The sequence below is a fragment of the Kitasatospora sp. NPDC059722 genome, assembly GCF_042733235.1.
Classification (GTDB): Bacteria; Actinomycetota; Actinomycetes; order Streptomycetales; family Streptomycetaceae; genus Kitasatospora.
On the sequence record NZ_JBHWGD010000032.1, the window covers coordinates 1 to 13,047 of the forward strand.

15 protein-coding genes are annotated in these 13,047 nt (G+C 73.0%); 10 read left to right on the plus strand and 5 right to left on the minus strand.

What is annotated here, in order from left to right; translation table 11 throughout:
- Positions 1-119: 119 nt before the first annotated feature.
- Entirely contained in the window at positions 120-833 is a 714-nt protein-coding gene (locus ACFV4F_RS21090; RefSeq protein WP_030246527.1) for an IclR family transcriptional regulator, read from the minus strand.
- A gap of 234 nt (positions 834-1,067) precedes the next feature.
- Between ACFV4F_RS21090 and leuC the strand changes: the two genes are divergently transcribed.
- The 4 genes from leuC (at position 1,068) to ACFV4F_RS21110 (ending at position 4,460) form a co-directional block, all read left to right on the plus strand.
- Entirely contained in the window at positions 1,068-2,489 is a 1,422-nt protein-coding gene (gene leuC, locus ACFV4F_RS21095; RefSeq protein WP_380504505.1) for a 3-isopropylmalate dehydratase large subunit, read from the plus strand.
- Positions 2,490-2,492: 3 nt separating this feature from the next.
- Positions 2,493-3,089 carry a 3-isopropylmalate dehydratase small subunit gene (gene leuD, locus ACFV4F_RS21100; RefSeq protein ID WP_380445682.1) on the plus strand — a complete coding sequence of 199 codons (597 nt, stop codon included), beginning with the start codon at positions 2,493-2,495 and terminating at the stop codon, positions 3,087-3,089.
- Positions 3,090-3,271: 182 nt separating this feature from the next.
- On the plus strand, positions 3,272-3,619 hold the full coding sequence (locus tag ACFV4F_RS21105; RefSeq protein ID WP_380445681.1) for a hypothetical protein: 348 nt from the start codon (positions 3,272-3,274) through the stop codon (positions 3,617-3,619).
- Between the two features lie 133 nt (positions 3,620-3,752).
- Positions 3,753-4,460 carry an HU family DNA-binding protein gene (locus ACFV4F_RS21110; protein ID WP_380499567.1) on the plus strand — a complete coding sequence of 236 codons (708 nt, stop codon included), beginning with the start codon at positions 3,753-3,755 and terminating at the stop codon, positions 4,458-4,460.
- 146 nt (positions 4,461-4,606) lie between these two features.
- Here ACFV4F_RS21110 and ACFV4F_RS21115 read toward each other — a convergent pair whose 3' ends face one another.
- The gene (locus ACFV4F_RS21115) at positions 4,607-4,828 is read right to left on the minus strand and encodes a hypothetical protein (protein ID WP_380499568.1); all 222 of its coding nucleotides are present in this window, start codon (positions 4,826-4,828) and stop codon (positions 4,607-4,609) included.
- Between the two features lie 57 nt (positions 4,829-4,885).
- Positions 4,886-5,569, minus strand: coding sequence for a 2-phospho-L-lactate guanylyltransferase (cofC, locus tag ACFV4F_RS21120; RefSeq protein WP_380499570.1), 684 nt, complete (start codon positions 5,567-5,569; stop codon positions 4,886-4,888).
- A gap of 229 nt (positions 5,570-5,798) precedes the next feature.
- Between cofC and ACFV4F_RS21125 the strand changes: the two genes are divergently transcribed.
- The 3 genes from ACFV4F_RS21125 (at position 5,799) to ACFV4F_RS21135 (ending at position 8,837) form a co-directional block, all read left to right on the plus strand.
- Positions 5,799-6,623: a lysophospholipid acyltransferase family protein gene (locus ACFV4F_RS21125; RefSeq protein ID WP_380499572.1), complete on the plus strand. Its 825-nt coding sequence runs from the start codon at positions 5,799-5,801 to the stop codon at positions 6,621-6,623.
- Positions 6,620-7,621, plus strand: a complete 1,002-nt coding sequence (locus tag ACFV4F_RS21130) for an NAD(P)H-dependent glycerol-3-phosphate dehydrogenase (protein WP_380445675.1) — start codon at positions 6,620-6,622, stop codon at positions 7,619-7,621. The genes ACFV4F_RS21125 and ACFV4F_RS21130 overlap by 4 nt, the downstream gene beginning before the upstream one ends.
- 70 nt (positions 7,622-7,691) lie before the next feature.
- Complete coding sequence (locus ACFV4F_RS21135; protein WP_380504510.1) at positions 7,692-8,837, plus strand: D-alanine--D-alanine ligase family protein; 1,146 nt, start codon at positions 7,692-7,694, stop codon at positions 8,835-8,837.
- Positions 8,838-8,910: 73 nt separating this feature from the next.
- On the opposite strand, the gene ACFV4F_RS21140 is transcribed toward ACFV4F_RS21135, so the two are convergent.
- On the minus strand, positions 8,911-9,426 hold the full coding sequence (locus ACFV4F_RS21140) for a DUF3515 family protein (protein WP_380504513.1): 516 nt from the start codon (positions 9,424-9,426) through the stop codon (positions 8,911-8,913).
- A 20-nt stretch (positions 9,427-9,446) separates the two neighbouring features.
- Complete coding sequence (locus ACFV4F_RS21145) at positions 9,447-9,680, minus strand: Lrp/AsnC family transcriptional regulator (protein ID WP_218205768.1); 234 nt, start codon at positions 9,678-9,680, stop codon at positions 9,447-9,449.
- 243 nt (positions 9,681-9,923) lie between these two features.
- On the opposite strand from ACFV4F_RS21145, the gene ACFV4F_RS21150 reads away from it, so the two are divergent.
- From ACFV4F_RS21150 to thiD, 3 genes are all read left to right on the plus strand, one after another.
- Complete coding sequence (locus ACFV4F_RS21150) at positions 9,924-10,889, plus strand: thiamine-phosphate kinase (protein WP_380445672.1); 966 nt, start codon at positions 9,924-9,926, stop codon at positions 10,887-10,889.
- Between the two features lie 169 nt (positions 10,890-11,058).
- Positions 11,059-12,084 carry an ATP-dependent 6-phosphofructokinase gene (locus ACFV4F_RS21155; RefSeq protein WP_380445671.1) on the plus strand — a complete coding sequence of 342 codons (1,026 nt, stop codon included), beginning with the start codon at positions 11,059-11,061 and terminating at the stop codon, positions 12,082-12,084.
- A gap of 23 nt (positions 12,085-12,107) precedes the next feature.
- Positions 12,108-12,935: a bifunctional hydroxymethylpyrimidine kinase/phosphomethylpyrimidine kinase gene (gene thiD, locus ACFV4F_RS21160; RefSeq protein ID WP_380504516.1), complete on the plus strand. Its 828-nt coding sequence runs from the start codon at positions 12,108-12,110 to the stop codon at positions 12,933-12,935.
- The last annotated feature ends 112 nt before the right edge of the window (positions 12,936-13,047 follow it).

Here is a 13,047-nt window from a genome sequence, read left to right on the forward strand (position 1 = left end):
CCCGCCCCCCTCTGCGCGTTTCACATCTCCGCGCCACCCCCCCCCCCTCCGACACCCACCCCCCGCGCGCCCTAACACACCACCGGCCCCCCCCCCGCCGGGCTTTTCCGCGTGGTGTGTCAGCTGCGCCGCAGGGCCTCGGTGAGCCGGTTCGCGGCTTCGATGATGGCCTGGGCGTGCAGCCGGCCCGGGTGACGGGTCAGGCGCTCGATCGGGCCGGAGACGGAGACGGCGGCCACGACGCGGTTGGAGGGGCCGCGCACGGGCGCGGAGACGGACGCGACGCCCGGCTCCCGCTCGCCGATCGACTGGGCCCAGCCGCGGCGCCGGACGCCGCTCAGCGCGGTCGCGGTGAAGCGGGCGCCCTGGAGGCCGCGGTGGAGCCGCTCGGGCTCCTCCCAGGCCAGCAGGACCTGGGCGGCCGAGCCGGCCTTCATCGGCAGGGTGCTGCCGACCGGGACGGTGTCCCGCAGACCGGAGAGCCGCTCGGCGGCGGCTACGCAGATCCGCATCTCGCCCTGCCGGCGGTAGAGCTGTGCGCTCTCGCCGGTGACGTCGCGCAGGTGGGTCAGGACCGGGCCCGCGGTGGCGAGCAGCCGGTCCTCGCCCGCCGCGGCGGAGAGTTCGGAGAGACGGGGGCCGAGGATGAAACGCCCCTGCATGTCCCTGGTGACCAGACGGTGGTGTTCGAGTGCGACGGCGAGTCGGTGGGCCGTGGGGCGCGCCAGACCGGTGGCGGCGACCAGCCCCGCCAACGTGGCGGGGCCCGACTCCAGTGCGCTGAGCACCAGAGCGGCCTTGTCGAGAACGCCGACGCCGCTAGTGTTGTCCATGCCCTAAGACTGCAGTCTCATTCCGCGAGACGCAAGTTCAATCTCGCCGGAAAAGCGCCACTCTGGATGCAGCAGCCCGGGAGACACCCAGGATGGGGCCTCGACAGAGTGTCCGCATCGTGGACACCGATCCGGCGTGCAGGTCGCGCGAAGCGCTCCGCACCATGGGCGGCGACAGCTTTGACCTCGACGACACCGAGAAGGCCGGCAACGCGGCCGGCTGGAGGGAACCCGATGGGACGGACACTCGCAGAGAAGGTCTGGGACGACCACGTCGTGCGGCGCGCGGAGGGTGAGCCCGACCTGCTCTTCATCGACCTGCACCTGCTCCACGAGGTCACCAGCCCGCAGGCCTTCGACGGCCTGCGGCTGGCCGGCCGCCCGGTCCGCCGCACCGATCTGACGATCGCCACCGAGGACCACAACACCCCGACCCTGGACATCGACAAGCCGATCGCCGACCCGGTCTCCAAGGTCCAGCTGGAGACGCTGCGCCGCAACGCCGCCGAGTTCGGCGTCCGGATCCACTCGCTGGGCGACGTCGAGCAGGGCGTCGTCCACGTCGTCGGCCCGCAGCTCGGCCTGACCCAGCCCGGCATGACCGTGGTCTGCGGCGACTCCCACACCTCCACCCACGGCGCCTTCGGCGCACTGGCGTTCGGCATCGGCACCAGCCAGGTCGAACACGTGCTGGCCACCCAGACGCTGCCGCTCGCGCCGTTCCGCACCATGGCGATCACCGTCGAGGGCGAGCTGCCCGAGGGCGTCACCGCCAAGGACCTGATCCTCGCCGTCATCGCGAAGATCGGCACCGGCGGCGGCCAGGGCTACGTCCTGGAGTACCGCGGTTCGGCGATCCGGAGCCTGTCCATGGAGGCCCGGATGACCATCTGCAACATGTCGATCGAGGCGGGCGCCCGGGCCGGCATGATCGCCCCGGACGAGACCACGTTCGAGTACCTCAAGGGCCGCCCGCACGCCCCCCGGGGCGAGGACTGGGACGCCGCCGTCGCGTACTGGAACACCCTGGGCACCGACGAGGACGCGGTCTTCGACCACGAGATCTTCATCGACGCGAGCGAGCTGACCCCGTTCGTCACCTGGGGCACCAACCCCGGCCAGGGCGCTCCGCTGGGCTCCGCCGTCCCGTACCCCGAGGACTTCGCCGACCCGCAGGAGCGCACCGCCGCCGAGAACGCCCTGAAGTACATGGGCCTGGAGGCCGGCACCCCGCTGCGCGAGGTCAAGGTCGACGCGGTCTTCGTCGGCTCCTGCACCAACGGCCGCATTGAGGACCTGCGCGCCGCCGCCGCCGTCCTGGACGGCCGCCGGATCGCCGACGGCGTACGGATGCTGGTCGTGCCGGGCTCGGTGCGCGTCGCGCTGCAGGCCGTCGAGGAGGGCCTGGACAAGGTGTTCACCGCGGCCGGCGCCGAGTGGCGGCACGCGGGCTGCTCGATGTGCCTGGGCATGAACCCCGACCAGCTCGCCCCCGGCGAGCGCTGCGCCTCCACCTCGAACCGCAACTTCGAGGGCCGGCAGGGCAAGGGCGGCCGCACCCACCTGGTCTCCCCGCAGGTCGCCGCCGCGACCGCCGTCCTGGGCCGGCTGGCGGCCCCGTCCGACCTGACCGCCGACATCGCCGTGGAGGCCTGAGCCATGGAGAAGTTCACCACCCACACCGGCCGGGCCGTCCCGCTGCGCCGCAGCAACGTAGACACCGACCAGATCATCCCCGCCCACTGGCTGAAGAAGGTGACCCGCTCCGGCTTCGAGGGCGGGCTGTTCGAGGCCTGGCGCAAGGACGAGTCGTTCATCCTCAACCAGCCGGAGCGCCGGGGCGCCACCGTCCTGGTGGCCGGCCCCGAGTTCGGCACCGGATCCTCGCGCGAGCACGCCGTCTGGGCGCTGCAGAACTACGGCTTCCACGCCGTCATCTCGTCGCGCTTCGCCGACATCTTCCGTGGGAATTCCCTTAAAAACGGCCTGCTGACGGTCGTCCTGCCGCAGGAGACCGTGGAGCGCCTCTGGGTGCTCACCGAGAGTGACGCCGGTGCCGAGATCACGGTCGACCTGGAGGCCCGCGAGGTCCGGGCCGAGGGCGTCACCGCGCCGTTCGAACTGGACGACAACGTCCGCTGGCGGCTGCTCAACGGGCTGGACGACATCAGCATCACGCTGCAGAACGAGCCCGACATCGCCGCGTTCGAGGCGACCCGCCCGGCCTTCAAGCCCCGTACCCAGCCCGCTGCCTGAGATCCCTTCAGAACAAGCATTCTGACGATCCGCCGGATGGCCCGCCCCCTCCTCGGGGGGGCGGGCCATCCGGCGTTCCGGAGCACGAGTTAGGGCCGCCGGGCCGCCCCCGATTGCCCATTTGGCTTTGCCCGAGAGGGCCCCGCGCATGCACAACTGCGGGTAGATGGCACAATCAGTGCATGCACCGGCACCATGAACCTCCGTACGCGGGCGGCGAACCCGCGCCTTCGGAGTCCACGGGCCGGGGATCCGAACGCCGAATTGACGAGCGGCCGGACGTCGCCTCCGCACCTGCTGAGGGGCCGGACGACCCGGAAGTCGCAGCGCTCTACGCGCTTGTGGCCGAGCGGTTGAAGCAAGCTCACGACCGTGTGCATGCGCTGAACGTGTCTACGGATGCAAAGACCGCTCTCACCCGTCAACTCCTCATCGTCACCGAGGCCGCCAAGCGCGATCTTCCGGAGGCGGCAAGGCGGTTGAGTCGGTTTGTGCATGACCTCGACGAGGGGCGCCCGCCGCTCGGCTGAGGTCGCCGACGCGCAAATCCATTGCGACACTAGGGTGATTCGCGCGTTTGGTAATTGAAAGTCCGCAGATACATACCTAACGTGCGAAAAGAACGGATGGAATCATCCGGCGCCCGTTTCCGAAGGGGAAGACGTGAACAAGGCTCAGCTTGTCGAAGCGGTGGCCGAGCAGCTGGGCGGTCGCAAGGCTGCCGCAGAGGCCGTCGACGCAGTGCTCGACACCATGGTCCGTGCCGTTGTGGCCGGTGACCGGGTTTCGGTCACCGGTTTCGGCACCTTCGAGAAGGTGGAGCGCTCCGCGCGCTTCGCCCGCAACCCGCAGACCGGCGAGAAGGTCAAGGTCAAGAAGACCTCGGTGCCCCGCTTCCGTCCGGGCCAGGGCTTCAAGGACCTGGTCAGCGGCAGCAAGAAGCTGCCGAAGGAAGGCCCCTCGGTGAAGAAGGCCCCCAAGGGCTCCCTCACCCCGGGCAAGAGCGGCGTCGCCGCCACCCCGGCCGCCAAGCGCGCCGCCACCAAGCGTGCCGCCGCCGCTGCCGCCGCGCCGGCCGCCAAGAAGGCCGCCGCCAAGAAGACGGCCACCACGGCCGCCGCCAAGAAGACCACGGCGACCGCCACGAAGAAGACGGCCGCCGCCAAGAAGACGGCCACCACGGCCGCCGCCAAGAAGACCACGGCGACCGCCACGAAGAAGACGGCCGCCGCCAAGAAGACGGTCACCACCGCCGCCGCCAAGAAGACCACCGCGACCGCCAAGAAGGCGACCGCCACGGCCAAGAAGACGGCTCCGGCGAAGAAGACCGCCACCCGCAAGACCACCGCGCGCAAGACCACCGCCAAGTAGTCCCGCGCGGCGTCCTCGGACGGCCTTCGAGAGAAGCCGTGGCGCACCCGTTTCCGCATGACGCGGAGGCCGGGCCGCCACGGCTCTTTCGCGTTGCGGTCCTCTTCCCGCCGGGCGTCCGGCCGGCACCGCCGGCGGGTGGCGGTTCAGCCGTCGGCCGGGTCCGGGAAGGTCTGGAGCGTCAGGAAGACCACGCGGCGCGCCCCGCCGCTGCCCTCGGTGCGGATGCGCACCCGCTGGCCGGGCCGCAGCAGCCGCAGGCCGCCGGCGTCGAAGGCGGCCGCGTCGAACGGCACCGGGGTCCCGTCGTCGAGCAGCACGGAGCCGGCCCGGGTGGCGGGGTCGAAGGTGAACGCGGTGGCCTGCATGCCAGCAGCATAGCGAGCGGGTCCGACAGTCCCGGGCGGCGTCTCGCGGGGCGTGCGTCAGGAACGGCCGATGAGGGCGAACGAGGCGCTCGTGTGGGGGCCGACGCCGAGGGCCAGGGCCTCGCCGAGGTCCGCGCCGGTGTCGACGTCGCGGCGCACCGACTCCACGTCCGCCAGGCCCAGTTCGAGTGCCCCGCCGGCCGCGTGCCGGGCCCGTGAGCCGTCCCCGAACGCGGGGGCGAGCGGGCTGCCGGGGGCACAGGCGAGCAGCGTCGTGCCGAGGCCGGGGGAGTCCGGCAGGAAGGCCCGGCCCCGGGACGGCACCGCGCCCAGCACCCGGGCCAGTTCGGCCGGCCGCAGCGCCGGCAGGTCCGCCGAGAGGGCGGCCAGCGGCGCGTCCGGGGCGAGCGCCAGCGCGGCCGCGGCCCCGTGCGCCAGCGCCCGGTTGAGGCCGCCGCCGGGTTCGTCGGCCACCACCACGGCGCCGAGCGCGGCCAGCCGCGGGCCGGCCGCGGGGTCCCGCGTGACCACCAGGACGCGGGCGACGCCCGGGGTCGCGAGCGCGGCGGTGACGGTGTCGAGCGCGAACGAGAGCGCCAGGTCGGCCCGGTGCGCCCCGGCGTACGGGGCCAGCCGGGACTTGGCGAGGGCGAGCGGCTTGAGCGGCAGCACCAGCGACCAGCCGGCGGTGGGTGCGGCGGGCGCGACGGGCCCGCTGGGGCGTACGGTGTCCTGGGTCATCGGCGTCATTGTGACGCCGGCCCCGGAGCCCCCGCCAGGCCGTCCCAGCTGTGCGGACGTGCGTTTGATCACGACCGCCCGGTGCGCTGGCGCGGTCGCTCGACAGTCGGTGAGCGGGCGGGCGACACTGTTCCGCGCCCGCGATCCGGGCACCGGGCGCCCGGTGCACCGGCGCCGGGAGGCAAGGACCGCGGCACCCCGTGTGCCGCACGGATGAGGAGGACCTGGGGTGGCCCGCCGCTCGCACGCCAAGTTCGGCAACGCCGACTACGGCATCTGGTACCGCTTTGCGGCCGTGCTGGTCAAGCCGGTGACGACCGCGCTGGTGAAGCCCGACTGGCGGGGCTGGGAGCACCTTCCCGAGGAAGGTGGATTCATCGCCGCGGTGAACCACAATTCGATCATCGACCCGTTGGTCTACGCGCACTGGCAGTACAACAGCGGCCGCCCGCCGCGGATTCTCGGCAAGTCCTCGCTGTTCTCGATTCCCTTCATCGGATTCATGCTGCGCAAGACCGGCCAGATTCCGGTGTTCCGCGAGTCGACGGACGCCGCACAGGCGTTCCGGGCCGCGATCGACGCCGTCAACAACGGCCAGTGCGTGCAGTTCTACCCCGAGGGCACCCTCACCCGGGACCCGGACCTGTGGCCGATGACCGGCAAGAGCGGCGTCGCCCGGGTCGCGCTGATGACCGGTGCGCCGGTCATCCCGGTCGCGCACTGGGGCGCCCACGAGATCATCCCGCCGTACGGCCGGCCCGGTTACGGGAAGGGCAGGTTCAACCTCTTCCCGCGCCACCGGGTGGTCGTCGCGGCCGGTCCGCCGGTGGATCTGAGCAAGTACCGGGGCATGGAGCTCACCGCCCAGGTGCTGGGCGACGCCACCGAGGACATCATGACGGCGATCACCGCCGTGCTGGCCGGCGTGCGCGGCGAGGAGCCGCCCGCCGAGCGCTACGACATGCGCAGGGCCGCCCGCGAGCGGGCCGCCGCCGCGCTCGCCGAACGCCGCCGCGCCAAGGGCGGCACGAACACCGAGGAGGCCGGTCAGTGACCCGCTGCGCCGTGATGGGGACCGGCTCCTGGGGCACCGCGTTCGCGATGGTGCTGGCCGACGCCGGCAGCGAGGTCGTGCTCTGGGCCCGCCGCCAGGAGCTGGCGGACGCGGTCAACAGCACGCACGAGAACCCGGACTACCTCCCGGGCGTGCGCCTGCCCGACTCCGTCCGCGCCACCACCGACCCCGCCGAGGCGCTGGCCGGCGCCGACTTCGCCGTCCTCGTGGTGCCCTCGCAGACGCTGCGCGACAACCTGGCCGCCTGGGCGCCGCTGATCGAGCCGCAGACCGTCCTGGTCAGCCTCATGAAGGGCATCGAACTCGGCACCGCGAAGCGGATGAGCGAGGTCATCGACGAGGTCGCCAAGGTCGGCCGGGAGCGGGTCGCGGTGGTCAGCGGGCCCAACCTGGCCAAGGAGATCGCCAACCGCCAGCCCGCCGCCAGCGTCGTCGCCTGCAGCGACGAGGCGGTCGCCAAGCGGCTCCAGGCGGCCTGCCACACGCCGTACTTCCGCCCGTACACCAACACCGACGTGGTGGGCTGCGAACTCGGCGGCGCGGTCAAGAACGTGATCGGCCTCGCGGTCGGCATGGCCGCGGGCATGGGGCTCGGCGACAACACCAAGGCGACGCTGATCACCCGCGGGCTGGCCGAGACCACCCGGCTCGGCGAGGCGCTCGGCGCCGACCCGCACACGTTCGCGGGCCTCGCCGGGATGGGCGACCTGGTCGCCACCTGCTCCTCGCCGCTGTCGCGCAACAACACCTTCGGTATGAACCTGGGCCGGGGCATGTCCCTCGCCGAGACGATCGCGGCGACCAAGCAGACCGCCGAGGGCGTCAAGTCCTGCGAGTCGGTGCTCGACCTCGCGCGGCGCAGCGGCGTCGACATGCCGATCGTCGAGGCCGTCGTGGACGTCGTGCACAACGGCAGGCCCACCCAGGAGGCGCTGCAGACGCTCATGTCCCGCTCCGCGAAGGCGGAACGGCGCTGACCGCCGGGCGGCGGCGTGGCGGGGCGGCTAACTTTCCGGAAACACGTCGCACGGTAGTCTCAAACGCGATATGAGCATCGAACAGTCCTCCCCGAACCCGTCCGCCCCGAAGCCCCGCGTCGCGCTGGTGTTCGGCGGGCGCAGCTCCGAGCACGCCATCTCGGTCTCCACCGCGGGCAGCGTGCTCAGGGCGATCGACCGCGACAAGTACGACGTGCTGCCGATCGGCATCACGCACGAGGGCCGCTGGGCGCTGACCAGCGACGAGCCGGCCCGGATGGCCATCACCGACGGCAGGCTGCCGGACGTGGCGCACGTCGCCGAGTCCGTGGACGGGCAGGTCGCGCTGCCGGTCTCGCCGGGCAGCCGCGAGGTCCTCCTCAGCGAGCCGGGGGGCACCCCCAAGGCGCTCGGCGAGGTCGACGTGGTGTTCCCGCTGCTGCACGGCCCCTGGGGCGAGGACGGCACCCTGCAGGGCCTGCTGGAGCTCTCCGGGGTCCCGTACGTGGGCAACGGCGTGTTCGCCAGCGCGGCCGGCATGGACAAGGAGTTCGCCAAGCGGATCCTCGCCTCGCACGGCCTGAACGTCGGCCGCTACACCATCGTGAACCGGCGCGACTGGGAGAGCGAGGAGGGCCGCGCGGCCGTGCGCGAGCGGGTGGCCGAGCTCGGCCTGCCGCTCTTCGTCAAGCCCTGCCGGGCCGGCTCCAGCATCGGCATCACCAAGGTCAAGGACCTGGCCGAGCTGGACGCCGCGATCGAGGAGGCCCGCCGGCACGACCCCAAGCTGATCATCGAGGCCGGGGTGACCGGCCGCGAGATCGAGTGCGGCGTGCTGGAGTTCGAGGACGGCCCGCGGGCCAGCGTGCCCGGCGAGATCATGGTCGGCGGCGACTACGAGTTCTACGACTTCGAGGCCAAGTACATCGACTCCTCGGACGTCCGGATCCCGGCGGAGCTGTCGGCGGACGAGACCGCCGAGATCCGTCGCCAGGCGGTGGCCGCGTTCGAGGCCTTCGGCTGCGAGGGCCTCGCCCGGGTGGACTTCTTCCTGCTGGAGGACGGCACCTGGATGATCAACGAGATCAACACGATGCCCGGCTTCACCCCGATCTCGGCCTACCCGAAGATGTGGGAGGCCACCGGGGTCGCGTACCCGGAGCTCATCGACCGGCTGCTCCAGGCGGCGCTGCGGCGCTCGACCGGGCTGCGCTAGTCGCCCGCGCGGGAACGGAGGGCGGGCCGGGAAGCTCCCGGCCCGCCCTCCGTCGGTCGTTCGTCCGTTCCGGTCAGCCGGGGACGTTCGCCTTGACGGCCGCGGTGACCGCCGAGGCGGGGTCCAGCGGGCTGTCGTAGACGTGGGCGGGGGAGATCACCTCGACGTACGCGGCGCGCATCGTCGTGACGAAGCGGTAGCTCCCGTCGTCCAGCTTCTGCGACCACCACGTGACGTCGTCGAGCGTCGGCGACATGTCCATGGCGTGCGGGCCGTCGAGCTCCTCGGGCCGGTCGATGCCGCACCGCAGCACCGTCCGGGGCGAGGTGTCCCAGACCGCGACGTACGGCGAGGACGGCGACGGGTCCTTGCGGGCGTGCCCGAGCAGCTCCTGCGGCAGCGCGGCGGCCAGGTTCCGGCAGTAGCCGGCCGCCTTGCCGGTCGGCGTCGGCACCTCGATGTCCGCCGGCCCGCTCCAACTGCCGAGCAGCACCACGACGGTGCAGGTCAGCGCGACGGGCACGGCGAGCCAGCGGACCGGCGCGGGCAGGGCCGCGAGGGCGCGGGGGACGCGGAGTTCTCTGGGCACCAGCCGATCGTAGCCGCGCCTTACAGGTGGACCACCGGACAGGTCAGGGTGCGGGTGATGCCCTCCACCTGCTGGACCTTGGCCACGACCAGACGGCCGAGGTCGTCCACGGTGTCGGCCTCGGCCCGGACGATGACGTCGTAGGGGCCGGTGACGTCCTCGGCGGTGAGCACGCCGGGGATCTTGGAGATCGACTCGGCCACGGCGGTGGCCTTGCCGACCTCGGTCTGGATCAGGATGTACGCCTGTACCACGGGGGCCTCCCGGCGGCCGGTTGGGGGGGATCGCCGCCGTGCTCGCCCGGAGGGACGTCGGGTGGGAAACGGGCTCACCGGCAGTCTGATCACCACGCTACCGCGCTGCGGGCCGGGGAGGGGAGACCTCTGCACCCCGGGAGGGCGTACGCTGCGCGCGGGGGGAGCGACGGGGGACCGGATCCGGATGGCAGCGCGATCCGGACGGCAGCACGATTCGGATTGAGTGCGAGAGGACGGCAGATGCAGGGGACCGTGGGCGAGCTCGGCGAGTTCGGCCTCATCAGGGAGCTGACCGCCCGGGTACCGCTCACCGACGCGGTCGACCTCGGCCCGGGCGACGACGCGGCGGTGGTGAAGGCCCCGGACGGCCGGGTGGTGGCCACCACGGACGTCCTGATCGAGAACCGGCACTTCCGCCGGGACTGGTCCACCGCCTACGACGTCGGCCGCAAGGCCGCCGCCCAGAACCTCGCCGACGTGGCCGCGATGGGCGCGGTGCCGACCGCGATACTGCTGGGCCTGGTCGCCCCCGCCGACCTGCCCACCACGTGGGCCACCGAGCTGATGGACGGGCTGCGCGACGAGTGCCAGGTGGCCGGCGCGACCGTGGTCGGCGGCGACGTGGTGCGCGGCGACACCGTCATGCTCGCCATCACGGCGCTCGGGGACCTCCAGGGGCGCGCGGCCGTGCTGCGCTCCGGCGCGCAGGTGGGCGACGTGGTCGCGGTGACCGGCTGGCTGGGCTGGTCCGCCGCCGGCCTGACGGTGCTCCAGCGCGGCTTCCGTTCCCCGCGCGCCTTCGTCGAGGCGCACCGCCGCCCCGAGCCGCCGTACCACGCCGGCCCGGCCGCGGCCGAGTTGGGCGCGACCTCGATGATCGACGTGAGCGACGGGCTGGTCGCCGACCTCGGGCACGTGGCCCGCGCCAGCGACGTGGACATCGACCTGTTGGCCGCCGACTTCGACGTCCCGGCGCAGATGGCCGACATCGGCCAGGCCGTCGGGGTGGACCCGCTGGTCTGGGTGCTGTCCGGCGGCGAGGACCACGCGATCGTGGCGACCTTCCCGCGCGGGATCCAACTCCCGGCCCGCTGGCGGGTGGTGGGCGAGGTGACCGGCCGGCCCCGGGGCACCCGCGGCGGCCGGGTGACGGTCGACGGCGCGCCCTGGGACCGGGTCGGCGGCTGGGACCACTTCGCCGAGTGACGTACGCGGTACGGCTGATGGCGCTCGGACACGCGTACGGAACGTCACGCTCCCGGGTGCCGCGGACGGGATTCGCGCGCCGGTTCTGCGTAGGCTTGCGAGGGATCGAGCCCGCCCGCCCTCCGGGCGCGGGTGGTCCGAACCACTGCGAGCGGAGAACGCACCAACCATGCGCATCGGTGTTCTGACCAGCGGCGGCGACTGCCCCGGCCTCAACGCGGTGATCCGCTCCGTGGTGCACCGGGGCACGGATGTGCACGGTGACGAGATCGTCGGGATCCTGGACGGCTTCCTCGGTCTGATCGAGGGCCGCACCCGCCCGGTCTCGCACGACGACGTCACCGGACTGCTCACCCTCGGCGGCACCATCCTCGGTTCGGCCCGGGTCCGGCGCGAGCGGATCGCCTGGGCGGTGGAGAACGCCAAGACGCTGGCCCGGGACATCGGCATCGACGCGCTGATCGCGATCGGCGGCGAGGGCACGCTGACCGCCGCCAAGCTGTTCAGCGAGGCCGGACTGCCGGTGGTCGGGGTGCCGAAGACCATCGACAACGACATCGACGCCACCGACGTCACCTTCGGCTTCGACACCGCGGTGCACGTCGCGACCGAGGCGATCGACCGGCTGAAGACCACCGCCGAGTCCCACCAGCGCGTCATGGTGGTCGAGTTGATGGGCCGGCACACCGGCTGGATCACGCTCACCGCGGGCATGGCCGGCGGCGCCCACGGCATCCTGATCCCGGAGAAGCCGTTCGACATCGAGGCGGTGGCCCGGATGGTCGAGGACCGCTTCGCGCGCGGCAAGAAGTTCGCCATCATCGCCGTCGCCGAGGGCGCCGCCCCGATGCCCGGCACGATGCGCTTCGACCACGGCGAGGTCGACCAGTTCGGGCACCGGACGTTCGGCGGGATCGGCAACCGGCTCGCCAACGAGCTGGAGAACCTGCTCGGCAAGGAGGCCCGCCCGGTCATCCTCGGCCACACCCAGCGCGGCGGCACCCCGACCGCGCGGGACCGGGTGCTCGCGACCAGGTTCGGGTGGCACGCGGTGGAGGCGGTGCACGCGGGCGCGTTCGGCCACTTCACGGCGCTGCGCGGGAACGCCATCGAGCTGCGGCCGGTCGCGGACGCGGTGACCAGGCTGAAGACGGTGCCGGAGGACCGCTGGGCGGAATCGGAAGCCGTGCTCTGAGCGGTCGCGGGTAGGTTGGGGGCATGGTTTCGACTGCTCCTCCCCGCGTGGCTCCTTCCCGCGCGGCCCCTCCCCGCGTGCTCACCGTCGCCGGCTCCGACTCCGGCGGCGGCGCCGGCATCCAGGCCGACCTCAAGGCCATGCTCGCCCTCGGCGTCCACGGCATGAGCGTGATCACCGCCGTCACCGCGCAGAACTCGCTCGGCGTCCAGGGCTACTGGGAACTGCCCGCCGAGGCCGTCCGGGCCCAGTTCCGCAGCGTGGTGGACGACATCGGCGTGCAGGCCGTGAAGACCGGGATGCTCGCGTCGATCGAGCTCGTCGAGACCGTCTCGGACCTGCTGGCCGGGGTGGACGCCCCGGTGGTCGTCGACCCGGTCGGCGTCTCCAAGCACGGGGACGCGCTGCTCGCCGCCGAGGCCGTCGCGACCGTCCGCGAGAAGCTGCTGCCGGTGGCCACCCTGGCCACGCCCAACCTGCACGAGGTGACGCAGCTCACCGGCCGCACCGTCGAGGACGAGGGGCAGATGCTGGACGCCGCCAAGGCGCTGCTCGACCTCGGGCCGCGCTGGGTCCTGGTCAAGGGCGGACACCTGGCGGGCGAGGCCGCCGACCTGCTGTACGGCGGGCCGGGGGAGGAGCACTGGTACCGGGCGCCGCGCTACGACAACCGGCACACCCACGGCACCGGCTGCACGCTGGCCAGCGCGATCGCCGCCGGACTCGCCAAGGGCGAGCCGCTGCCGGAGGCCGTCGGCTCGGCCAAGGAGTACATCACCGGCGCGATCGCGGGCGGCTTCGCCCTCGGCGCCGGGATCGGCCCGGTCGACCACGCCTGGCGCTGGCGCTGACGAACGCCGGGGGGGGGGGCCCGGCGGGGGCCCCCCCCCCCCGCGGCGCGGGGGGGGGGGCCCGGGGGGGCCCGATCAATATCAGTTGTGGGGGGGGGCGGGGCGGGGTGGT